Below are 23195 nucleotides of genomic sequence, written 5' to 3' on the forward strand. Positions count from 1 at the left end.
TTTAATGATACGGCGACCACCGAGATCTACACTCTTTCCCTACACGACGCTCTTCCGATCTTACCAATTCCGCCACCTTCGCATACCATCGATACTGTAAAAGTATCGTAACCACGGAGGCGCATTCTAGATGTTTTGAGCTTTACGTCAATAGAAAAATGCGCGCGTTGTTTTAATTGCTGCAAAAATGGCCGGAGGGGGATGGCACTTCTCCGGCAAACAATACCCGTGGATTACTTTTTAGCCTGACGCGTCATCACGGTACGGTAGACCTTAAAACGGCCCGTTTGCGCGATAACTTCATGGAAGCCGAAGGTTTCATCCAGCACTTTCGGGTACGGCAGAAACGCGTTGGCGACGATCCTCAGTTCACCCCCGCTGTTCAGGTGACGTACTGCGCCACGGATCAGCGTTTGCGCTGCTTCAAGGCTGGTTTCGATGCCATCGTGGAACGGCGGATTTGAAATAATCATGTCGAACCGACCGGTAACGTCCGAGAAGACGTTGCTGGCGAAGACATCCCCTTCGAAGCCGTTTGCGGCAAGCGTCGCACGGCTGGCTTCAACTGCGGGCGCGCTGACGTCACAGAGCGTCAGGCGGACTTTTGGTGAGTGGCTTGCCAGCACCGTGGCCAGTACCCCTGCACCGCAGCCTACGTCCAGCACTTTGCCTTTGGTGTGCGGCGTCAGCGTGGAGAGCAGCAGCTTACTGCCCACGTCCAGCCCGTCACGGCTGAAAACGCCCGGCAGGGTTTTAATGGTCAGGCCATCAAGCTGATACGCATCCCAGTATGTCCCGGCATCAAAGGAAGGCTGGTTTTCCAGACGACCATGATACAGGCCGCAGCGACGGGCGCTGTCGACTTTATTGAGCGGGGCGTACGCTTCCAGCATCTGCTCTGCGCTTCGCACGCCGCTGCGGTTCTCACCGACCACGAAAATATCGCACCCGACCGGCAGCAGAGAGAGCAGATTCATCAGCTGGAACTGCGCTTCCGGTTTGTTCTTCGGCCAGTAGTAGATCAGCGTGTCGCAGTCAGCGACATCACTCTGTTCCGCCACCAGGCTAAAGCGTGCGCGCTCGCCCATCTGGCGGCTCAGCACCTGCCAGTGGTGGTAGTATTGGGTGTGGGCACGGCTTTCAGCACAGTCGAAACGCGCGGGCAGGTCATCCTGCATATCTCCGGCAAACAGAATACGGCTTTCTTCGAAATCATCACTGTGACGCAGCAAGACTTCACTTGCCGGGGTAAATGCAGACATGAATTGTTCCTCAATAAACTCAGGCGGGGATTATAGTAGGTAGATGGCGCACTTTCGACACATTTGCTATATTTGCGCGCCTGAGAGACAGGAGTTTTCGCTATGACATCCCGACGTGACTGGCAGTTGCAGCAGCTGGGTATCACCCAGTGGGTCTTGCGTCGCCCGACGGCGTTGCAGGGTGAAATCGCTATCGCCATCCCTGCGCATGTGCGTCTGGTGATGGTGGCGGAAGAACTGCCTGCCCTGAATGATGCCCTGATTGGTGATGTCCTTCGCAGCCTGAAGCTGACGGCCGACCAGGTTTTACAGCTGACGCCGGACAGGGTCGCCATGCTTCCTCCTGACAGCCATTGCAACTGCTGGCGAATGGGCGAGACAAACGACATATCCCTTTCCGGGAGCCAGATCAGCTCCCCCGTGCTGGAAGAGCTGAAAGCCAACCCAAAAGCGCGAAGCGCGCTATGGCAACAAATCTGCGAATATGAACACGATTTCTTCCCTCACGACGCCTGATCTGCCTGCGGCGTATGCGATTGAAACACGCGCCCATGCGTTTCCGTGGAGCGAAAAGACACTCGCCAGCAATCAGGGCGAACGGTATCTGAATTACCGCCTGGACGTTGACGGCACCCTGGCCGCATTTGCGATAACCCAGGTCGTTCTGGATGAGGCCACGCTGTTTAATATCGCGGTGGATCCCGCGTTTCAACGCCGTGGGCTGGGAAGAGAACTGCTTACGCATCTCATTCGTGAGCTCGAAACCCGTGACGTTTTCACCCTGTGGCTGGAGGTGCGCGCGTCAAATGTCGCCGCCATCGCGCTCTATGAAAGCTTAGGCTTTAACGAGGCGACAATTCGCCGTAACTACTACCCGACCGCAGAGGGACGTGAAGACGCCATTATTATGGCTCTGCCGATTGGATAACGAAAAATAAGGTTGTAACGATGAAATGGGACTGGATTTTCTTTGACGCCGACGAAACGCTCTTTACGTTCGATTCGTTCGGTGGTCTACAGCGGATGTTTTTGGACTATAGCGTGACCTTCACCGCTGAAGATTTTCAGGACTATCAGGCGGTGAATAAACCGCTGTGGGTGGATTACCAGAACGGTGCCATCACCGCGTTACAACTGCAGCACCAGCGTTTCGATGTCTGGGCCGAACGGTTAAATGTAAGTCCAGGCGCGTTAAACGAGGCATTCCTCAATGCGATGGCCGATATCTGCGCCCCGCTGCCGGGGGCGGTTTCCCTGCTTGATTCGCTGAAAGGCAAGGTCAAACTGGGGATCATCACCAACGGTTTTACCGCGCTGCAGCAGATTCGCCTTGAGCGCACGGGCCTGCGCGATCATTTCGACGCGCTGGTGATCTCAGAAGAGGTGGGCGTGCCGAAGCCGGATCCGCGTATTTTTGATTATGCACTGGCGCAAGCCGGCAACCCCGATCGCGACCGTGTGCTGATGGTGGGGGATACCGCGGAGTCGGATATTCTGGGCGGCATCAATTCTGGTCTGTCGACCGTCTGGTTGAATGCGCATGGCCGCGTGAAGCCAGAAGGTATTGAGCCAACCTGGACCGTAACGTCGTTGAACGAACTGGAGCAGCTCCTGTGTAAACAATGATTGCCTGCCCCCCATTGATGGGTAAAATAGCCGCATTTTTCGTATTCCATGATGCGCGGCCTGCTGTCGCGCTTATATAAGAAGATTTGATTATGACGTTGTCTCCTTATCTGCAAGAGGTGGCCAAACGCCGCACTTTTGCCATTATTTCGCACCCGGATGCCGGTAAAACCACCATCACCGAGAAGGTGCTGCTGTTCGGACAGGCCATCCAGACCGCCGGTACCGTAAAGGGCCGTGGCTCCAGCCAGCACGCAAAATCTGACTGGATGGAGATGGAAAAACAGCGTGGTATTTCGATTACCACCTCCGTGATGCAGTTCCCGTATCACGACTGCCTGGTGAACCTGCTGGACACCCCGGGCCACGAAGACTTCTCCGAAGATACCTACCGTACGCTGACGGCGGTGGACTGCTGCCTGATGGTGATCGACGCCGCAAAAGGTGTAGAAGACCGTACCCGTAAGCTGATGGAAGTGACCCGTCTGCGCGATACGCCAATCCTCACCTTTATGAACAAACTCGACCGTGACATCCGTGATCCGATGGAGCTGATGGATGAAGTGGAAAACGAGCTGAAGATTGCCTGTGCGCCCATCACCTGGCCAATTGGCTGCGGTAAATTGTTCAAAGGGGTTTACCACCTTTATAAAGACGAAACCTATTTGTATCAGACAGGTAAAGGCCACACCATTCAGGAAGTGCGCATCGTGAAAGGTCTGGATAATCCGGATCTGGACGCCGCGGTGGGTGACGAGCTGGCTGCACAGCTGCGTGACGAGCTGGAGCTGGTGAAAGGCGCATCTCATGAGTTCGATAAAGAGCTGTTCCTGAACGGCGAAATTACCCCGGTCTTCTTTGGTACCGCTCTGGGTAACTTCGGCGTCGACCATATGCTCGACGGTCTGGTGGAGTGGGCGCCGCAGCCGATGCCACGTAAAACCGACACCCGTGAAGTGGAAGCGAAAGAAGAGAAGTTCACCGGCTTCGTCTTTAAAATTCAGGCCAATATGGACCCGAAACACCGTGACCGCGTGGCCTTTATGCGCGTGGTGTCCGGCAAGTATGAAAAGGGTATGAAGCTGCGTCAGGTGCGTATCGGTAAAGATGTGGTGATCTCCGACGCGCTGACCTTCATGGCGGGCGACCGTTCGCACGTGGAAGAAGCGTATCCGGGTGACATTATCGGTCTGCATAACCATGGCACCATCCAGATCGGCGATACCTTCACGCAGGGCGAAATGATGAAGTTCACCGGGATACCGAACTTCGCGCCAGAGCTGTTCCGCCGCATTCGCCTGAAAGATCCGCTGAAGCAGAAACAGCTGCTGAAAGGGCTGGTGCAGCTTTCCGAAGAGGGTGCTGTGCAGGTCTTCCGTCCAATCGCGAACAACGATCTGATCGTGGGTGCGGTGGGTGTGCTGCAGTTCGACGTGGTGGTTGCGCGTCTGAAGAGCGAATACAACGTGGAAGCGATTTACGAATCGGTCAACGTGGCGACCGCGCGCTGGGTTGAATGTGCTGACGTGAAGAAATTCGAGGAGTTCAAGCGTAAGAACGAAGTTCAGCTGGCGCTGGATGGCGGTGATAATCTCACCTATATCGCCCCAACCATGGTTAACCTGAATCTGACGCAGGAACGTTATCCTGACGTACAGTTCCGCAAAACGCGCGAACACTAATCCCCTCTCAGAGCACGGCAGCCGCCGTGCTCTTCTTTATTTCCTGTCTTATTAGTCCCTTGCGGAATGTTCTTAATTCATCGCATTTTCGCGCTTTTTGCTCGTTTTTTGCCCGAAACTGAAAGCACCTCTGTGAGAGTGATCTATATTTAACTCAGTGTTTAGCTCCGGGCGTGGATGAATAAACTGTTCAATGCATGACTTTAGGTTCTCCATTTTGCCCGTGTGTCTATTCGCAATATATAAAACTACTAAGGAAGTATGTAGCCCGAATAACGGGCAAAACACAGGAATACATCGATGAATATGACAAGACTGAAGATTTCTAAAACTCTGCTGGCGGTGACATTGGGTAGCGTTCTGGTAAGCGGCTCCGCTCTGGCGGAATCCAGCACCATGGATAAAGCGCAAAACACCGCTAATACCGCAGGGGAAAAAATCGATAGCTCTATGAATAAAGTCGGTAATTTCATGGATGACAGCTCAATCACAGCAAAAGTGAAAGCCGCGCTGGTAGATGATGAAGCTATCAAGAGCACCGATATTTCCGTAAAAACCGAGCAAAAAGTCGTCACCCTGAGCGGCTTTGTTGAAAGCCAGGCCCAGGCCGAACAGGCCGTAAAAGTGGCGAAGGGTGTTGAAGGCGTTGCGTCTGTAAGTGACAAACTGCACGTCCGTGACAGCAAAAACGCGTCGGTGAAAGGCTATGCAGGCGATGCCGCTACGACCAGCGAAATCAAAGCTAAACTTTTAGCAGATGACATCGTGCCATCGCGTAAAGTCAAAGTGGAAACCACCGACGGTGTGGTTCAGCTTTCCGGTACGGTAGATTCTCAGGCGCAAATTGACCGCGCCGAATCCATTGCGAAAGCAATTGATGGTGTGAAAAGCGTTAAAAACGATCTGAAAACGAAGTAAACCTGCACGATTCGCCCGACAGGCCAGCCCTGCGGGCGAAATAAAAATGACTCTGGAAAAACGCCGGTGAGTGACCTGAGCGCTCATATTTAGCGGCCGACATTAACTATGGTAAAGGAGAGGCTTATGTTTCGTTGGGGCATTATATTTCTGGTTATCGCGTTAATTGCCGCCGCTTTGGGCTTTGGCGGACTGGCGGGTACAGCGGCCTGGGCAGCTAAAATTGTCTTCGTTGTCGGTATCATCCTGTTCCTGGTGAGCCTGTTTACGGGACGCAGACGTCCGTAGCAAACGCAATATTCCTTAAACAAAAAAAAGCCAGTCGTGATGACTGGCTTTTTCTTATTTGCGTTGCTGGTCGGGTGCGTTACTGTGGAGAGAGAAAATAATCAAAACAGGAAAGCAGAGGTGGGGCAACGAATTCCCGTTACGCTCGGCAATATTGCGCCGCTGACGTTAAAACCGTTTCGTGCTGGTCAACTTGCGCTGGTTTGCGAGGGGGGCGGGCAGCGCGGCATTTTTACCGCCGGCGTGCTGGATGAATTTATGCGCGCGCAATTTAACCCGTTTGACCTTTACTTCGGCACGTCTGCCGGGGCGCAGAACCTGTCTGCCTATGTCTGTAACCAGCCTGGCTACGCGCGAAAAGTCATTATGCGCTACACCACGGCGAAAGAATTTTTTAACCCGGTGCGCTTTGTGCGCGGCGGCAACCTGATCGATCTCGACTGGCTGCTGGAATCCACCTCCAGCCAGATGCCGCTGGCGATGGATACCGCCGCACGCCTGTTTGATAGCGGCAAAGCGTTCTGGATGTGCGCCAGCCGGGGCGATGATTATTCCCCGGGCTATTTCTCTCCGCAAAAAGAGAACTGGCTGGATATCATCCGTGCCTCCAGCGCCATTCCCGGTTTTTATCGGACCGGCGCGCTGCTGGACGGCATCAGCTATCTCGACGGCGGCATCAGTGACGCGGTGCCGGTGCAGGAAGCGGCCCGGCGGGGGGCAAAAACCATTGTGGTGATCCGCACTGTGCCGTCGCAAATGTACTACACGCCGCAGTGGTTTAAACGGATGGAGCGCTGGCTGGGCGACAGCAGTCTGCAGCCGCTGGTGAATATCGCGAAGCAGCATGAAACCACCTACGGCGCGATGCAACGCTTTATCGAAAAACCGCCGGGTAAGCTGCGTATTTTTGAAATTTATCCGCCGAAACCGCTGGTCAGTATGGCGCTCGGCAGCCGTGTTCCCGCGCTGCGTGCAGATTATAAAACGGGGCGACTGTGCGGACGCTACTTCCTGGCGACGGTTGGAAAAATGCTGGCAGAGCAACCGCCGCTGCACCGGCACAAACACATTATTACGCCGCCTGCGATTGTGGCTAACGATCCGCTGACCGTGCCGCTGGTGGATGTCCCGCAGGCGAATGACGCTTTACTGGATAACGAGGATCTGGCGTGACGCACCGTTTTGTTGATACCCACTGCCACTTTGATTTTCCGCCGTTTACGGGGGACGAGACGCAGAGCATTGAGCGCGCCGCTCAGGCGGGTATCCACGCGATGATTGTGCCTGCAATCGAAGTGGACAGATTCGAGCGCGTGCTTGATCTCGCCCGCCGCCATGATGCGCTGTATGCCGCACTGGGTCTGCATCCTATAGTGATAGAACACCATCTGGACGAACATCTCGACGTACTGGATGCGGCGCTGCAAACCCGCGAAAACAAACTGGTCGCGATGGGTGAGATCGGCCTCGATCTCTATCGCGATAATCCGCAGTTTGAACGCCAGCAGACGATCCTTGATGCCCAGCTCAGGCTGGCAAAGCGTCACGATCTGCCGGTGATCCTCCACTCACGACGTACGCACGACAAACTGGCGATGCACCTGAAACGCATCGATCTGCCGCGAAAAGGAGTGGTGCACGGTTTCTCCGGTAGCCTGCAGCAGGCGCAGCGTTTTATTGAACTTGGCTATAAGATTGGCGTGGGCGGTACCATTACCTATCCCCGGGCCAGCAAAACGCGCGACGTAATGGCACAGTTGCCGCTGTCCGCTCTGTTACTGGAAACGGATGCTCCTGATATGCCGTTAAACGGTTTTCAGGGGCAGCCGAACCGCCCGGAACAGGCGGCACGCGTGTTTACCACGCTGTGTGAACTGCGTGAGGAGCCGGAAACGGAGATTGCAGATGCGCTGCTGGAAAATACCCGCGCGCTGTTTGGCATCACGCTATAGGTAAAGTGCCGGGCGGATCACCGTGATGTGCTGTTTTTCGAGCGCCAGCGCCAGCGGCTCGATGTCCTCCGGTGTAGCGCTGCGCCATGACGCCGCCTCGCCGTAAACCCCGTGCGCGTGAAACGCGTTAATGCGCACCGGCACATTCCCCAGCCCAAGGATAAATGTTGTCAGGGGCTTAAGATGCTCCAGATAATCGCACTGCTCAGGGATCACCAGTAAACGCAGTTCCGTCAGCCGCTGATGCTGCGCCAGCCAGCGAATGCTTTGCTTAATCTGCGGGTTTTCGCGTCCGGTCAGCACGCGGTGATGTTCGTTTCCCCAGGCCTTGAGATCCACCATCGCGCCATCCAGTACCGGCAGCAGCCTTTGCCAGCCGGTTTCCCCCAGCAGACCGTTGCTGTCCACCAGACACGTCAGGTGGCGCAGGGCGGGATCCGTTTTGATCGCCGTGAACAGGGCGATCAAAAACGGCAACTGGGTGGTGGCTTCGCCGCCGCTCACGGTAACCCCTTCAATAAAAGGGGCGGCTTTACGGACCTGCGCGAGGATCTCTTCCACGCTCAGGCGCTGCGCCATTGGCGTTGCCTGCTGCTGGCACAGATGCAGGCAGGTATCGCACTGCTGGCACCGACTCTCCTGCCACCAGACGCGTCCGGCCTGAATGTTCAGTGCATCGTGCGGGCAGTGGGGCACGCAGTCGCCGCAGTCGTTGCAGCGCCCGATGGTCCACGGGTTGTGGCAGGTTTTACAGCGCAGGTTACAGCCCTGCAGGAAGAGGGCCAGGCGGCTGCCCGGCCCGTCCACGCAGGAGAAGGGGATAACCTGACTAACTAAAGCGCATCTGCTGTTCATGGCTAATCACGCGCGGCTGACGATCCAGAATGCGGGTATTGCGTGCGGCTTCTTCGCCAAGCCAGGTGGTATTGGTGCGCGATCCGGCTTCGCGATACTGTGCCAGATCCGACAGCCGCACCATATAGCCGGTCACGCGCACCAGATCGTTACCGGCAACGTTGGCGGTAAATTCCCGCATACCGGCCTTAAACGCCCCCAGGCACAGTTGCACGACCGCCTGCGGATTGCGTTTTACCGTCTCATCCAGCGTGAGAATGTCGCTGATCCCGGCGGAGTAGTGCGGGTGATGCGGCGCCACGGCCAGCAGATGAGTGATGGGATCCGGCTCGTGGCCGTACGGCAGACGCGCACCCGGAGTGGTACCGACATCTGAACTTATTCCCGACTGTGCATGGAGCATCGCACGCTGTTTCCAGCCGTATTTAACCGGCGTGTTTTCCACAAACGCCGCCAGCTGCTCGCTGATGCGATAGCCCAGCGCGTTGGCCTGCTCGCTCTTACCGTAACGGCCGTCAATACCCGCTTTTTCGCAAAGCGTATTCACCGCCTCTGCCATGCCGTACATGCCAAACATCGGTACAAAGCGATCGGCATCAATCAGCCCCTCTTTCACCAGGAAGCTATTCTCAAAGAAGCCGGATTGTTGATAGAGAAACGCGCAGCGGGCATCAATGATGGCCATTTGTTGCTGGCAGTAGTGCGGCAACATACGCGTGAAGAAATCGTCGGGTGACGCGCTGTGTTCAGCAATCGCCCGCAGATTGAGGCGGACCAGCGTACTGCCGCCGCCCGCCAGCGGCAGCGAGTTGTAACAGCTCACGATGCCATAGCGGCCTTTTGTGAAAATTTTATCATTCACCGGGCCATGGGAAATATGCGGTTTGCTGCATTCACAGATATTTTTTGCCACCTCAAGCAGGAGATCGTCCGGCGTTACGTCCGGGTCATAAATAAACGTCAGATTTGGTGCAGCCTGCTTCAATTCTGCATCGGCACGCAAAATGGCGCGGGTGATGGGGGTATCTGCCGGACCGATGTTGACGTGCGTAAAGGCGTCCGGCAACGTTCTGTCGAGATAGCGCCAGAAACGTTTTATTCGGCTATCGATCGCTTCTTGTGTTAGAATTCTAACATAGGGTTGCAGTAAGGCATCAAGGTGACCGAGATAGACCGGCATTGATGTTACTGACGGCACATGATGGTAGAGAATGGTTAACAGCGAGAGCGCGTCATCCAGATCTTTCGCCCCCTCCAGCTCCAGCCATTCTGAACCTTTAGCCAGAAACGTTGCGTAATCCGGCAGAACATAACGGGGTTTATAGGGCGCGTGGCCTTCAAACATGTCGCAGATAAATCCCTTGTCCAGCGCGGCACGAGCCGCCTCAGGAAGTGCCGGATAAGGCAGATTGTTTTCCGCTTCCAGCGCCAGAAAATGACGTTTCTGTTCCGGGGTTAACACCGGGCTTGTCACAATGTGCTGGCAACGTTGTTGCAGGGCGTCGGGGCTGGCGTGGGGCATGTTCGCTTCCTTGATTGTTCTGCGGATGATGAACGGATTGTAGGAAGCCATCCCGTCAGGGCTTTTGATCTGACAAGGGGAATCGCTGCATTCGTCAGCAGTTCACGCATTAAAATTTGAATCAGATCTCATTACAGTAATGCAAATTTGTACGTAGTTTTCATTAACTGTGATGAATGTCGAAGTGTGAATGCGGGTGGATGTTAGAATACTCACAGACCCGCAAGGTAAAATTGATACGGCACCGCCGTTGGAGAATGTTATGACCGATTTAACTGCAAGCAGCCTGCGCGCGTTGAAACTGATGGACCTGACCACCCTGAACGATGACGACACCAATGAAAAAGTCATCGCCCTGTGTCATCAGGCGAAAACGCCAGTGGGCAACACTGCCGCTGTCTGCATCTATCCGCGCTTTATCCCGATTGCCCGCAAAACGCTGAAAGAGCAGGGTACCCCGGACGTGCGCATTGCAACCGTAACTAACTTCCCGCATGGCAACGACGATATCGAGATCGCGCTGGCGGAAACCCGCGCGGCGATTGCCTACGGCGCAGACGAAGTTGACGTGGTATTCCCGTACCGTGCGCTGATCGCGGGCAACGAGCAGGTGGGCTTTGACCTGGTGAAAGCCTGTAAAGACGCCTGCGCGGCGGCAAACGTACTGCTGAAAGTGATCATCGAAACCGGCGAACTGAAAGAAGAAGCGCTGATTCGTAAAGCGTCCGAAATCTCCATCAAAGCCGGTGCGGATTTCATTAAAACCTCTACCGGTAAAGTGCCGGTGAATGCGACCCCGGAAAGCGCGCGCATCATGATGGAAGTGATCCGCGATATGGGCGTGTCCAAAACTGTGGGCTTTAAACCGGCGGGCGGCGTGCGTACTGCGGAAGACGCGCAGCAGTTCCTGGCGATTGCCGACGAGCTGTTCGGCGAAGAGTGGGCGGACTCACGTCACTACCGCTTCGGCGCGTCCAGCCTGCTGGCAAGCCTGCTGAAAGCGCTGGGTCACGGCGACGGTAAGAGCGCCAGCAGCTATTAAGTTTGAATTGCCGGGTGGCGCTACGCTTACCCGGCCTACAGGATCGTGGTCGGGTATATCGTACCCGCCATCATTCACCCGATTCCTCATGGGGGTTACCGTGTTTCTCGCACAAGAAATTATTCGTAAAAAACGTGATGGTCATGCATTAAGCGACGAAGAGATCCGCTTCTTTATCAACGGCATTCGAGATAACACCATCTCAGAAGGGCAGATTGCAGCCCTGGCGATGACCATCTTCTTCCACGATATGTCGATGCCTGAGCGTGTCTCGTTGACCATGGCGATGCGAGATTCAGGAACCGTACTGGACTGGAAGAGCCTCAACCTCAACGGTCCGATTGTCGACAAACACTCCACCGGCGGCGTAGGCGATGTAACGTCTCTGATGCTCGGCCCCATGGTGGCGGCCTGCGGCGGTTATATCCCGATGATCTCCGGGCGCGGCCTGGGACACACCGGCGGTACGCTCGACAAACTGGAAGCCATTCCGGGCTTCGATATCTTCCCGGATGACAACCGCTTCCGCGAAATTATTAAAGACGTTGGCGTGGCGATCATCGGCCAGACCAGCTCGCTTGCCCCGGCAGACAAGCGCTTCTACGCAACCCGCGATATCACCGCAACCGTTGACTCCATCCCGCTGATCACCGCCTCTATTCTGGCGAAGAAACTGGCAGAGGGGCTGGACGCGCTGGTAATGGACGTAAAAGTGGGTAGCGGCGCGTTTATGCCAACCTATGAACTCTCTGCTCAGCTTGCTGAAGCGATCGTTGGCGTTGCCAACGGCGCAGGCGTGCGCACCACCGCACTGCTGACGGACATGAATCAGGTGCTGGCCTCCAGCGCCGGTAACGCCGTCGAAGTGCGCGAAGCCGTTCAGTTCCTGACAGGCGTTTACCGCAACCCACGACTGTTCGACGTGACCATGGCGCTGTGCGTCGAGATGCTGATTTCAGGCAAACTGGCGAAAGACGACGCTGAAGCGCGCGCGAAACTGCAGGCGGTGCTGGATAACGGCAAAGCGGCAGAGATCTTTGGCCGCATGGTGGCGGCGCAAAAAGGCCCGACCGACTTCGTGGAAAACTACGCGAAATACCTGCCGACCGCGACGCTCAGCAAAGCCGTTTATGCCGATAGCGAAGGTTTCGTCTCTGCTATGGACACCCGTGCACTGGGTATGGCGGTGGTCTCGATGGGCGGCGGCCGTCGTCAGGCATCGGACACCATTGATTACAGCGTTGGCTTTACCGATATGGCCCGTCTGGGCGACAGCGTTGACGGAGAACGTCCGCTGGCGGTGATCCACGCCAAAGACGAAGCCAGCTGGCAGGAGGCGGCGAAGGCGGTGAAAGCGGCTATTACGCTTGCTGATAAAGCACCAGAAAGCTCGCCTTCGGTCTATCGTCGTATCACCGAATAGCGGTATACTGATCTGATCAATCATTTTTAGCACTACGTACGGAGAACAATTATGAAACGTGCATTTATTATGGTGCTGGACTCATTCGGCATCGGCGCAACCGAAGATGCAGAACGTTTTGGTGACGTGGGTTCCGATACCATGGGTCACATCGCGGAAGCCTGTGCGAAAGGCGAAGCGGACAACGGTCGTAAAGGCCCTCTGACTCTGCCCAATCTGACCCGCCTCGGTCTGGTGAAAGCGCATGAAGGTTCTACCGGTAAAATCGCTGCCGGTATGGACGGCAACGCGGAAGTGGTGGGCGCTTACGCCTGGGCGCATGAGCTCTCTTCCGGTAAAGACACCCCGTCTGGACACTGGGAAATCGCCGGTGTGCCGGTTCTGTTTGACTGGGGTTATTTCTCCGATCACGAGAACAGCTTCCCGCAGGAACTGCTTGATAAGCTGGTGAAACGCGCCAACCTGCCGGGCTACCTCGGTAACTGCCACTCTTCCGGTACCGTGATTCTGGATCAGCTCGGCGAAGAGCACATGAAAACCGGTAAGCCGATTTTCTACACCTCTGCTGACTCCGTATTCCAGATTGCCTGCCACGAAGAGACGTTTGGCCTGGATAAACTGTACGAACTGTGCGAAATCGCCCGTGAAGAGCTGACCGAAGGCGGCTACAACATTGGTCGTGTTATCGCGCGTCCGTTTATCGGCGACAAAGCGGGTAACTTCCAGCGTACCGGTAACCGTCACGACCTGGCCGTTGAGCCACCGGCACCTACCGTGCTGCAGAAACTGGTTGATGAGAAAGGCGGCCACGTGGTTTCCGTGGGTAAAATCGCCGATATCTACGCCAACTGCGGTATCACCAAAAAGGTGAAAGCCACCGGCCTGGATGCGCTGTTTGACGCGACCGTCAAAGAGATGAAAGAAGCGGGTGATAACACCATCGTCTTCACCAACTTCGTCGACTTCGACTCCTCCTGGGGCCACCGTCGCGACGTGGCGGGTTATGCGGCCGGCCTGGAGCTGTTCGACCGTCGTCTGCCAGAGCTGATGGAGCTGGTGGGTGAAGATGACATTCTGATCCTGACCGCTGACCACGGCTGTGACCCAACCTGGACCGGTACTGACCACACCCGTGAGCACATTCCGGTGCTGGTGTACGGCCCGAAAGTGAAACCGGGCTCGCTGGGTCACCGTGAAACCTTCGCGGACATCGGCCAGACGATTGCGAAATATTTTGGCACGTCTGACATGGAATATGGCAAGGCGATGTTCTGAGTTATGTTGGGTGCGGCCTGATGCCCTCACCCCAACCCTCTCCCACGGGGAGAGGGCGAATTTACAATGAAAAGGAACTGAAGATGGCAACTCCTCACATTAACGCAGAAATGGGTGATTTCGCTGACGTCGTATTGATGCCGGGCGACCCGCTGCGCGCGAAACACATTGCAGAAACTTTCCTGGAAGACGTGCGTGAAGTGAACAACGTTCGCGGCATGCTGGGCTTCACCGGAACGTACAAAGGCCGCAAAATCTCCGTGATGGGCCACGGTATGGGTATTCCATCCTGCTCCATCTACACCAAAGAGCTGATCACCGACTTCGGCGTGAAGAAAATCATCCGTGTTGGCTCCTGCGGCGCGGTGCGCATGGACGTTAAACTGCGTGACGTGGTGATTGGTATGGGTGCCTGCACCGATTCCAAAGTCAACCGTATGCGTTTCAAAGATCACGACTTCGCGGCGATTGCTGACTTCGGCATGGTGCGTAACGCGGTTGACGCGGCTAAAGCGCTGGGCGTTGATGCTCGCGTGGGTAACCTGTTCTCCGCGGATCTGTTCTATGCGCCGGACGGCGGCGAGATGTTCGACGTGATGGAAAAATACGGCATCCTGGGCGTGGAAATGGAAGCGGCGGGCATCTACGGCGTCGCGGCTGAGTTCGGTGCGAAAGCGCTGACCATCTGCACCGTATCTGACCACATCCGTACCCACGAGCAGACCACGGCTGCTGAGCGTCAGACCACCTTCAACGACATGATTAAAATCGCGCTGGAATCCGTTCTGCTGGGCGATAAAGAGTAATACAGAATGAAAGAGTGTAGCCCTGGCTACACTCTTTTTTGTTCTTAAAGATAAACAAGGCTGATTGTTGCCTGCCCGTCAATCGTGGTGTCATCGGTCAGGGCGAGCGATGTTGTATCCTGAACGGCCAGCGCGATGCGCAGCGGGAATACCGCATTGGTAAAGGCCACTGGATCGACGCCTGAGCTACCAGCTACCGTGTAAACCATGCCGTCATGTCGAACCGGCGCACTGTCGCCCACCATCTGGCCCCATGCATAACTTCCGGTGGAGTTGGCACCTGAAATCATCCCCGTGGTATTTCCGTCCGCAGTGACGTTACTCAGTTGCATCGTAACGGAATATGCCCCCAGATTTACACCCTTCGAGGTTTTACCCGCGCCGAAAAGGCTATTACTGCTCCACACCGAACCAGAACCACTCCAGTCGGTATTTTCGACAATCAAATTCTGTCTGGAATCCGCACGATCGTCGATAATACTCCAGCCTACTTTTGTCGGGGCAACGCAGTTAATAGAGAACGACAGATCTTTATTGCCAAGTTGGTTAGTCTGCGTGGCAGACATGTTACCAATATTTGTCGTGCCGAAATCCACAATACCGCCGCCACTCAGGGAGGGGGTACATGCTGAGTTAGTTAAAACACCTGTGACTTTTAATACTGCAGTTTCCGCAGCATGGGCGGCAGACGACATAATCACAGCAACAGACGCTGCTAAAAGAATTTTTTTCATGTTTAATCCTTAACATTAATTATGAGGAACATCATTTATTCCTCTGTGTCGGGATTTTCTTATGCGCTGTGCTATTTCGTCTATTTAATCTATTTACATTAGAAATGTGATTTTTTTAAAAAACACTTTTTTGAATATTATTACCCTTAATTATTTTACTTCCCCAGCGATCCATTCCGATAACTCTCTTAATTCCCTTTCCTGTTGAGGAAAATCTCCCAGCAGCGCATCGCATTCCTGTTGCAGCATATCCGCCCGATACAAACAGCCCTGCAAACGAGCCGCCAGCGCCTCTAACGGCGCCGGATTAAGGCTGTCCGTAAATACCTGCGTGCGGGTGATATGACCTTTCTCTACGTCAAAGTGCAGCTCCACGCCGCCCCAGGTAAAGCGTTCGTCCAGCAGATGCGAAAAGGCAGGCGCCTGACCAAAGTTCCACTCCCAGCTGCTCTGACGGGCAAAGGTTTCGGCGAAATTGGGCAGATCCGGGGTTTTATCCGGGGAGATCACCTCTGCCTCTACGCGCTCACCGTAATGGGCAAAGAAGGCTTCCTGGATCGCCTCGCAGATTTGCGCGTGAGTGATGTCCGGCAGAAGCTCAACCAAGTTGGCCACGCGCCCCCGCACGGAAGTGATCCCTTTGGCCTGCAGTTTTTTCTTGTCGGGATTCAGGTAGTTCGCCAGACGGCTGAGATCGGCGTTAAGAAGAAGGGTGCCGTGGTGGAAGCCGCGATCCAGTGTTTCGCGATAGGCTGAGCCTGACACTTTGCGATCTCCGTCGGGCGTTTTGACCACCAGATCGTTACGCCCGGAGGCTTCTGCCGTCACGCCGAGCAAATTGAGCGCGTTGAGGACAATGGACGTTGAGATGGTCTTGTCGTATTCCGGCTTACCCGCCATAAAGGTAAAGCAGGTATTGCCCAGATCGTGGAATACCGCACCACCGCCGCTGCTGCGGCGCGCCAGACGGACGTTGTCCTCTTCCATACGCCGGGTGTTACACTCTTTCCACGGATTCTGTGCGCGGCCAATGACCACCGTGTCGGCATTGCGCCAGAGAAACAGCACGCGTTGGGTGGCGGGCATCTGGCGGAAGATGCACTCTTCCACCGCAAGATTAAACCACGGATCGTAAGAGTCAGAGAGCAGCAGGCGTAACGTCGTCATGGCAGAGTTCCTTTTCCGAATCATCAGCCTACTTTATCACTAATCTTTCTTTTCGCTCTCTTCGTCTTCAGGAACGGATTTACTGGCGGTCAGCAGGAAGGGCGACTGCTGCCAGCGGGTGCGCTTGCCCTGCAGCAAGGTGCGGGCCAGTACCACGCCAATGGCGAGGGAGAGCAGGAGCATCAGACGGAGTATATTGGTGGTGTTATCCACCTGTTTGGCTTCTGTGGGCAGGGTATGGGTGTCGAGCGTCAGGCGCAGATACCCCAGCGGACCATTTTTGCCCTGAATAGGTTCGACGATCTGCTGGTTAAAGTAGCCCCCGGCTTTTTTACCGTCCAGCGCCAGTCTGTCGCGTACGTCGACATGTTCGCCCGCGCGGGCAATCAGATCGCCTTTTTCATCGTAGACACCGGCATCCAGGATACGGCTGTTCTCGGTTAACTGACGCAAAACCTGGCTGATGCGTTTGTCATCCGGCGTTTCGGTACGCATAGCGGTCGCGACGTTAAGCGTAACCTGACGCGCCAGCGTGCGGGCCAGCTCCTCAAACTGCGGATTCCGTTGCCGTTGATGATTCTGGCTAAACCACGACGCCCCTTGCATCAGCACCACTAACAGGGCGAGACAGAAAAGGACGATCACGGCACGATGAAGCCGGAATTTCAGTTTTGCGCGAGCCATATTCCACCTGCTGAAAATTTACGGCTTAATGTTGCCAGAAGTGATGGTTACAGGGTAGCCTCATGCGTTATTTTCCCTCTGGAACCTTCCGGCGCGAACGAAATTACAGGAGCTTCAATGCCGAACATTACCTGGTGCGACCTGCCAACGGATGTCTCTTTATGGCCAGGATTGCCGCTCTCTTTAAGTGGCGATGAGGTGATGCCTCTGGATTACCACGCTGGCCGTAGCGGCTGGCTGCTGTACGGACGCGGCCTGGATAAGCAACGCCTTACCCAATATCAAACTAAACTGGGTGCGGCGATGGTGATTGTCGCCGCCTGGTGTGTGGAAGATTATCAGGTCATTCGCCTTGCCGGTTCCCTGACGCAGCGCGCGACGCGTCTGGCGCACGATGCCGGGCTGGACGTTGCCCCGCTGGGTAAAATCCCGCATCTGAAAACGCCGGGTCTGCTGGTGATGGATATGGACTCTACCGCCATCCAGATTGAGTGTATCGATGAGATCGCCAAACTGGCGGGCAGCGGCGAGCTGGTGGCGGAAGTGACCGAGCGCGCGATGCGCGGCGAGCTGGATTTTACTGCCAGCCTGAGACAGCGCGTGGCGACCCTCAAAGGGGCCGATGCCAATATCCTGCGTCAGGTGCGCGATGAACTGCCGCTGATGCCCGGGCTGACGCAACTGGTGCTGAAGCTCCAGTCGCTGGGCTGGAAAGTGGCGATCGCTTCCGGTGGCTTTACCTTCTTCGCGGATTACCTGCGGGAAAAACTGCATCTGACCACTGTGGTCGCCAACGAGCTGGAGATCATGGACGGTAAGCTGACCGGGCAGGTGCTCGGCGATATCGTGGATGCGCAGTATAAAGCCAATACGCTGAGCCGACTGGCCGAGAAATATGAAATTCCGGTTGCCCAGACCGTTGCCATTGGCGATGGCGCAAACGATCTGCCGATGATCAAAGTTGCCGGTCTTGGCATTGCCTACCATGCCAAGCCAAAAGTGAATGAAAAGACGGAAGTGACAATCCGTCACGCTGACCTGATGGGTGTATTCTGCATCCTCTCCGGCAGCCTGAATCAGAAATAACGGTATGCGATTGTAGGCCGGGTAAGCGTTAGCGCCACCCGGCGCGCAGGCCGCACTGAAATAACGAGGTAAACCGTGGCTAAAGCCCCAAAACGCGCATTTGTCTGTAATGAATGTGGTGCGGATTATCCGCGCTGGCAGGGGCAATGCAGCGCCTGCCATGCCTGGAACACCATCACCGAAGTGCGTGGTGTGGCGGCTTCGCCGAGTGTGGCCCGCAATGAACGCCTGAGCGGCTATGCGGGTAATGCCGGTGTGGCAAAAGTCCAAAAACTGTCAGAAATCAGTCTGGAAGCGTTGCCGCGCTTCTCCACCGGCTTCAAAGAGTTTGACCGCGTGCTTGGCGGCGGCGTGGTGCCGGGCAGTGCGATCCTGATCGGCGGTAACCCGGGAGCGGGTAAATCGACCCTGCTGCTGCAAACGCTCTGCAAGCTCGCCGAGCAGATGAAAACCCTGTACGTCACCGGCGAAGAGTCCCTGCAGCAGGTGGCGATGCGAGCACACCGTCTGGGGTTACCTACCGGCAATCTGAATATGCTGTCGGAAACCAGCATTGAGCAGATCTGCATGATTGCCGAAGAAGAGCAGCCGAAGCTGATGGTGATTGACTCCATCCAGGTGATGCACATGGCGGATATTCAGTCCTCGCCGGGCAGCGTGGCGCAGGTGCGTGAGACCGCCGCGTATCTGACGCGTTTTGCCAAAACCCGCGGCGTGGCGATCGTCATGGTCGGCCACGTCACCAAAGACGGCTCGCTGGCGGGGCCAAAAGTGCTTGAGCACTGTATCGACTGCTCCGTGATGCTGGACGGCGACGCGGACTCCCGCTTCCGTACCCTGCGCAGCCACAAAAACCGCTTTGGTGCGGTGAATGAACTGGGCGTATTTGCCATGACCGAGCAGGGGCTGCGCGAAGTCAGCAACCCGTCGGCCATCTTCCTGAGCCGGGGAGATGAAGTCACCTCCGGCAGTTCGGTGATGGTGCTGTGGGAGGGGACGCGCCCGCTGCTCGTTGAAATTCAGGCGCTGGTGGATCACTCGATGATGGGTAACCCGCGGCGCGTGGCGGTCGGTCTGGAACAGAACCGTCTGGCGATCCTGCTGGCGGTGCTACACCGTCATGGTGGCCTGCAAATGGCCGATCAGGATGTCTTCGTCAACGTGGTCGGGGGCGTGAAAGTTTCAGAGACCAGTGCCGATCTGGCGCTGCTGCTGGCGATGGTCTCCAGTCTGCGTGACAGACCGCTGCCGCAGGATTTGGTGGTCTTCGGCGAAGTGGGGCTGGCCGGGGAGATCCGCCCGGTGCCCAGCGGCCAGGAGCGCATCTCCGAGGCGGCGAAACATGGCTTCCGCCGGGCGATTGTGCCGGCGGCCAACGTGCCGAAGAAGATCCCCGAAGGGATGCAGGTCTTTGGCGTTAAAAAACTCGCAGATGCGTTAAATGTCTTTGACGACTTATAATTACGTATTCGATTTTGCAGGAGGCACCGTAATTTATGTCATCATTTGACTACATCAAGACCGCAATCCGTCAGAAAGGCTGCACGCTACAGCAGGTGGCTGACGCCAGCGGCATGACGAAAGGCTATCTTAGCCAGTTGCTGAACGCCAAAATCAAAAGCCCCAGCGCGCAAAAGCTGGAAGCGTTACATCGCTTTCTGGGGCTTGAATTCCCGCGTATGCAAAAGAACATCGGCGTGGTGTTTGGCAAGTTTTACCCGCTGCATACCGGCCATATCTACCTGATCCAGCGCGCCTGTAGCCAGGTCGACGAGCTGCACATCATCATGGGTTACGATGAAACCCGTGACCGTCAGCTGTTTGAAGACAGCGCCATGTCGCAGCAGCCGACGGTGCCGGATCGCCTGCGCTGGCTGCTTCAGACCTTCAAATATCAGAAAAACATTCGCATTCATGCCTTTAACGAAGAGGGCATGGAGCCGTATCCACATGGCTGGGACGTGTGGAGCAACGGCATTAAAGCGTTTATGGAAGAGAAGGGGATTGCGCCCAACTGGATCTACACCTCTGAAGAGTCCGACGCACCGCAGTTCCGCGAGCATCTGGGCATTGAAACGGTGCTGATCGATCCGAAGCGTACATTCATGAACATCAGCGGGGCGCAGATCCGCGAAAACCCGTTCCGCTACTGGGATTACATCCCGACCGAAGTGAAGCCGTTCTTTGTGCGCACAGTTGCGATTCTGGGCGGTGAATCCAGCGGGAAATCGACCCTGGTTAACAAGCTGGCAAATATCTTCAATACCACCAGCGCGTGGGAATACGGACGTGATTATGTCTTTTCCCATCTGGGGGGAGACGAGATGGCGCTGCAGTATTCTGATTACGATAAAATCGCGCTAGGCCATGCTCAGTACATTGATTTCGCGGTGAAATACGCCAACAAAGTGGCCTTCATCGACACCGATTTTGTCACTACACAAGCCTTCTGTAAGAAGTATGAAGGACGCGAGCACCCGTTCGTACAGGCGCTGATCGATGAATATCGCTTCGACCTGGTGATCCTGCTGGAAAACAACACGCCGTGGGTCGCCGACGGGATGCGCAGCCTCGGTAGCTCAGTGGACAGGAAAGAGTTCCAGACGATGCTGGTGGAGATGCTTCACGAGAACAACGTGGAGTTTGTCCACGTTGAAGCGTCTGATTACGACACCCGTTTCCTGCGCTGCGTCGAGTTGGTGAAGGAGATGATGGGGGAGCAGGGGTAAATTCACAGGTTTGCCCCTCTCCCTAACCCTCTCCCCATGGGGGAGAGGGGATCGTACGGAGCTGTCTTTACCCTCTCCCCCGTGGGGAGAGGGCAGGGTGAGGGGGAATTATCCACTCAGAACGCAACCACCACCTTCCCGCGCATATGCCCGTCCAGCACTTTGCGGTGGGCCTCGGTAATGCTTTCCACGCTCAGCCCGTGCAGCGTTTCGCTGAGCGAACTCTCCACCACGCCGTTATCTACCAGCTTCGCCACCTCGTTTAAGATCTCACCCTGACGCGCCATATCGGCAGTCTGGTACATGCTGCGGGTATACATGAATTCCCAGTGCAGGGCGGCGGATTTGGATTTCAGCTTGTCCTGGTTCAGCGGGTGCGCATTTTCGACGATGGAGCAGATGTGTCCCTGCGGCGCAATCAGTTCGCTGACCGCATCCCAGTGGCCATCGGTATCATTGAGGATGAAAATATAATCCACCAAGGTGATGCCCTGTTTGGCCAGTTCACCTTTCAGATCGCGATAATTCACCACCAGATCCGCGCCGCGATCGCGACACCATTGGGCGGAGTCTTCCCGCGACGCGGTGGCGATGACCCTGACCTTGCTGTTGTGCTTCGCAAACGGGATCGCAAGGGAGCCTACGCCGCCGGCACCGCCGATGATCAGCAGCGTTTTGTCCGACCCGGCATCCTGAATGTTCAGGCGCTCAAACAGCCCTTCCCAGGCGGTGAGCGCGGTCAGCGGCAATGCGGCAGCGGCATCCCAGCCAAGGCTTGTCGGTTTGTGTCCCACAATACGCGCATCAATCAGCTGGTACGTGGCATTACTGCCCGGACGGGTAATGTCGCCCGCGTACCATACTTCGTCGCCCAGTTTGAAGCCGGTGACGCTTGTCCCCACCGCTTTGACGACACCGCTGGCATCCCAGCCGAGAATGCGTGGCGCCTGCAGGCCGTTTTTAACAAGACTCGCATGCACTTTGGTATCGACCGGGTTGATGGAAACGGCTTTTACTTCTACCAGCAGATCGTGTTCACCGGGCTGTGGCATCGGTTGGGTGATCTCAATAAAAGCTGCGGGATTTTCAGGATTAACGGCAATGGCTTTAACAGACATGATCAACTCCTCAATGGAATGCGTTTTGTTGAGGCTAGTCTATTAAGTGGTCATGCGCATGATAAGATGGACAATCAAGAACGGAGTGTTCGTATGGGGTGAACAATCATGTTTAAACAGCTGCAGGATATGGCGCTGTTTGCGCTGGTGGCGGAGATGGGCAGTTTTACCGCCGCAGCGCAGAAAGCAGACCTGCCGAAATCCAGCGTTAGCCAGCGGATTAGCCAGCTTGAGCAGCAGGTGGGGATCCGCCTGCTAAACCGCACCACGCGCAGGCTGAATCTGACCTTTGCGGGGGAGCACTATCTGGTGCATTGTCGCGAGATGCTGGCGGCCAGCGAAAGGGCGGAGTATGCCATTCAGCGGCTGCGTGAAAACCCCAGCGGGCGGCTTCGTATCACCTGCCCGGCGGGCATTGGCGCGACGTTACTGGCACACCTGAATGCCGAGTTTCAGCTCCGCTATCCTGACGTTTCGCTGGATGTTTCTATTTCTGACGATGTGCTCGATCTGGTGGAGTCTGGCTTTGACGTGGCGCTGCGTACCGGTAAACCGCAGGACTCCTCGCTGATTGGCCGCATGATTGGCCACTGCCCGCGCTATATGCTGGCCTCACCGGAATACCTGGCACGCCGGGAGCCGCTGCACCATCCCCGCCAGCTGGTGGATCACCGTTGTATTACCCACAAGGCCTGGTCTGAATGGCTCCTGCAAAGCGAGAGTGAGGATTACCGCTATCTGCCGGACAATGCGCATATGACGGATAATCTTGTGTATGCCCGTGAGTGCGCGGTAGCTGGTGCGGGAATCACACTCTTACCCGCTTTTTTGCTGGAAGATAAAATTGAAAAAGGGGCGCTGGTGCAGGTGCTACCGGAGTGGAACGTCGAAGGAAACGATCTCTGGCTGGCCTATCCGAGCCGTAAGCTCAATTCGCCTGCGCTGATGAGCTATATCGACTTTGCGATGCAGTGTGATGAGGTGAAGCGGTTTTACGTGGGCGGGTGATTATGTGTGGCCTGATGC

Annotated in this window: 23 protein-coding genes; 16 read left to right on the plus strand and 7 right to left on the minus strand. The window is 55.8% G+C overall.

Features of this window, described 5'->3' with window-relative positions; translation table 11 throughout:
* Nucleotides 1-233: 233 nt before the first annotated feature.
* Nucleotides 234-1262 (minus strand): 16S rRNA (guanine(1207)-N(2))-methyltransferase RsmC, encoded by a 1029-nt coding sequence (gene rsmC / locus AK59_RS0109800; RefSeq protein ID WP_013095479.1) that lies wholly within the window; start codon nt 1260-1262, stop codon nt 234-236.
* 102 nt (nt 1263-1364) lie between these two features.
* Between rsmC and AK59_RS0109805 the strand changes: the two genes are divergently transcribed.
* The 8 genes from AK59_RS0109805 to AK59_RS0109840 all read left to right on the plus strand — a co-directional run bounded on the left by AK59_RS0109805 (nt 1365) and on the right by AK59_RS0109840 (nt 7728).
* Entirely contained in the window at nt 1365-1778 is a 414-nt protein-coding gene (locus tag AK59_RS0109805) for a DNA polymerase III subunit psi (RefSeq protein ID WP_029882663.1), read from the plus strand.
* Nucleotides 1747-2190, plus strand: a complete 444-nt coding sequence (gene rimI / locus AK59_RS0109810) for a ribosomal protein S18-alanine N-acetyltransferase (protein WP_013095481.1) — start codon at nt 1747-1749, stop codon at nt 2188-2190. Before AK59_RS0109805 ends, rimI begins: the two co-directional genes overlap by 32 nt.
* A gap of 20 nt (nt 2191-2210) precedes the next feature.
* Nucleotides 2211-2888 carry a pyrimidine 5'-nucleotidase gene (gene yjjG / locus AK59_RS0109815; protein WP_014830570.1) on the plus strand — a complete coding sequence of 226 codons (678 nt, stop codon included), beginning with the start codon at nt 2211-2213 and terminating at the stop codon, nt 2886-2888.
* 92 nt (nt 2889-2980) lie between these two features.
* On the plus strand, nt 2981-4570 hold the full coding sequence (gene prfC, locus AK59_RS0109820) for a peptide chain release factor 3 (RefSeq protein WP_029882664.1): 1590 nt from the start codon (nt 2981-2983) through the stop codon (nt 4568-4570).
* 300 nt (nt 4571-4870) lie between these two features.
* Nucleotides 4871-5488: a molecular chaperone OsmY gene (gene osmY, locus AK59_RS0109825; protein ID WP_013095484.1), complete on the plus strand. Its 618-nt coding sequence runs from the start codon at nt 4871-4873 to the stop codon at nt 5486-5488.
* A gap of 126 nt (nt 5489-5614) precedes the next feature.
* Complete coding sequence (locus AK59_RS01000000123645; protein ID WP_003856556.1) at nt 5615-5776, plus strand: DUF1328 domain-containing protein; 162 nt, start codon at nt 5615-5617, stop codon at nt 5774-5776.
* A 120-nt stretch (nt 5777-5896) separates the two neighbouring features.
* Nucleotides 5897-6949, plus strand: a complete 1053-nt coding sequence (locus AK59_RS0109835) for a patatin-like phospholipase family protein (protein ID WP_013095485.1) — start codon at nt 5897-5899, stop codon at nt 6947-6949.
* The gene (locus tag AK59_RS0109840) at nt 6946-7728 is read left to right on the plus strand and encodes a TatD family hydrolase (protein ID WP_023621924.1); all 783 of its coding nucleotides are present in this window, start codon (nt 6946-6948) and stop codon (nt 7726-7728) included. Before AK59_RS0109835 ends, AK59_RS0109840 begins: the two co-directional genes overlap by 4 nt.
* Here the strand turns inward: AK59_RS0109840 and AK59_RS0109845 are convergent.
* Both AK59_RS0109845 and AK59_RS0109850 read right to left on the minus strand, forming a co-directional pair.
* On the minus strand, nt 7723-8583 hold the full coding sequence (locus AK59_RS0109845) for a YjjW family glycine radical enzyme activase (protein WP_029882665.1): 861 nt from the start codon (nt 8581-8583) through the stop codon (nt 7723-7725). The genes AK59_RS0109840 and AK59_RS0109845 overlap by 6 nt on opposite strands.
* Nucleotides 8558-10105 (minus strand): YjjI family glycine radical enzyme, encoded by a 1548-nt coding sequence (locus tag AK59_RS0109850; protein WP_029882666.1) that lies wholly within the window; start codon nt 10103-10105, stop codon nt 8558-8560. The genes AK59_RS0109845 and AK59_RS0109850 overlap by 26 nt, the downstream gene beginning before the upstream one ends.
* Before the next feature lie 262 nt (nt 10106-10367).
* On the opposite strand from AK59_RS0109850, the gene deoC reads away from it, so the two are divergent.
* The 4 genes from deoC (at nt 10368) to deoD (ending at nt 14651) form a co-directional block, all read left to right on the plus strand.
* Entirely contained in the window at nt 10368-11147 is a 780-nt protein-coding gene (gene deoC, locus AK59_RS0109855) for a deoxyribose-phosphate aldolase (protein ID WP_013095489.1), read from the plus strand.
* Between the two features lie 100 nt (nt 11148-11247).
* On the plus strand, nt 11248-12570 hold the full coding sequence (gene deoA, locus AK59_RS0109860; RefSeq protein WP_032618491.1) for a thymidine phosphorylase: 1323 nt from the start codon (nt 11248-11250) through the stop codon (nt 12568-12570).
* A gap of 51 nt (nt 12571-12621) precedes the next feature.
* Nucleotides 12622-13845 (plus strand): phosphopentomutase, encoded by a 1224-nt coding sequence (deoB, locus tag AK59_RS0109865; RefSeq protein WP_013095491.1) that lies wholly within the window; start codon nt 12622-12624, stop codon nt 13843-13845.
* Between the two features lie 83 nt (nt 13846-13928).
* Nucleotides 13929-14651, plus strand: a complete 723-nt coding sequence (gene deoD / locus AK59_RS0109870) for a purine-nucleoside phosphorylase (RefSeq protein ID WP_013095492.1) — start codon at nt 13929-13931, stop codon at nt 14649-14651.
* A gap of 44 nt (nt 14652-14695) precedes the next feature.
* On the opposite strand, the gene AK59_RS0109875 is transcribed toward deoD, so the two are convergent.
* The 3 genes from AK59_RS0109875 to AK59_RS0109885 form a co-directional block, all read right to left on the minus strand.
* Nucleotides 14696-15385, minus strand: coding sequence for a DUF1120 domain-containing protein (locus tag AK59_RS0109875; RefSeq protein ID WP_029882668.1), 690 nt, complete (start codon nt 15383-15385; stop codon nt 14696-14698).
* 150 nt (nt 15386-15535) lie between these two features.
* A complete protein-coding gene (gene lplA / locus AK59_RS0109880; protein ID WP_029882669.1) occupies nt 15536-16552 on the minus strand; it encodes a lipoate--protein ligase LplA in 1017 nt (338 codons plus the stop codon).
* 39 nt (nt 16553-16591) lie between these two features.
* Nucleotides 16592-17236, minus strand: coding sequence for a YtjB family periplasmic protein (locus tag AK59_RS0109885; RefSeq protein ID WP_029882670.1), 645 nt, complete (start codon nt 17234-17236; stop codon nt 16592-16594).
* A gap of 117 nt (nt 17237-17353) precedes the next feature.
* Between AK59_RS0109885 and serB the strand changes: the two genes are divergently transcribed.
* The 3 genes from serB (at nt 17354) to nadR (ending at nt 21051) form a co-directional block, all read left to right on the plus strand.
* A complete protein-coding gene (gene serB, locus AK59_RS0109890) occupies nt 17354-18322 on the plus strand; it encodes a phosphoserine phosphatase (protein ID WP_013095495.1) in 969 nt (322 codons plus the stop codon).
* Nucleotides 18323-18397: 75 nt separating this feature from the next.
* Nucleotides 18398-19783, plus strand: a complete 1386-nt coding sequence (gene radA, locus AK59_RS0109895) for a DNA repair protein RadA (protein ID WP_013095496.1) — start codon at nt 18398-18400, stop codon at nt 19781-19783.
* Nucleotides 19784-19818: 35 nt separating this feature from the next.
* Nucleotides 19819-21051: a multifunctional transcriptional regulator/nicotinamide-nucleotide adenylyltransferase/ribosylnicotinamide kinase NadR gene (gene nadR, locus AK59_RS0109900; RefSeq protein WP_014830583.1), complete on the plus strand. Its 1233-nt coding sequence runs from the start codon at nt 19819-19821 to the stop codon at nt 21049-21051.
* Between the two features lie 116 nt (nt 21052-21167).
* Here nadR and AK59_RS0109905 read toward each other — a convergent pair whose 3' ends face one another.
* The gene (locus AK59_RS0109905) at nt 21168-22169 is read right to left on the minus strand and encodes a zinc-binding alcohol dehydrogenase family protein (protein WP_029882671.1); all 1002 of its coding nucleotides are present in this window, start codon (nt 22167-22169) and stop codon (nt 21168-21170) included.
* A 108-nt stretch (nt 22170-22277) separates the two neighbouring features.
* Here AK59_RS0109905 and AK59_RS0109910 point away from each other — a divergent pair, with 108 nt between their 5' ends.
* Nucleotides 22278-23177 carry a LysR family transcriptional regulator gene (locus AK59_RS0109910; RefSeq protein ID WP_013095499.1) on the plus strand — a complete coding sequence of 300 codons (900 nt, stop codon included), beginning with the start codon at nt 22278-22280 and terminating at the stop codon, nt 23175-23177.
* Nucleotides 23178-23195 lie beyond the last annotated feature (18 nt).

The sequence above is a fragment of the Enterobacter sp. T1-1 genome (genome assembly GCF_000710795.1).
Lineage (GTDB): Bacteria > Pseudomonadota > Gammaproteobacteria > Enterobacterales > Enterobacteriaceae > Enterobacter > Enterobacter cloacae.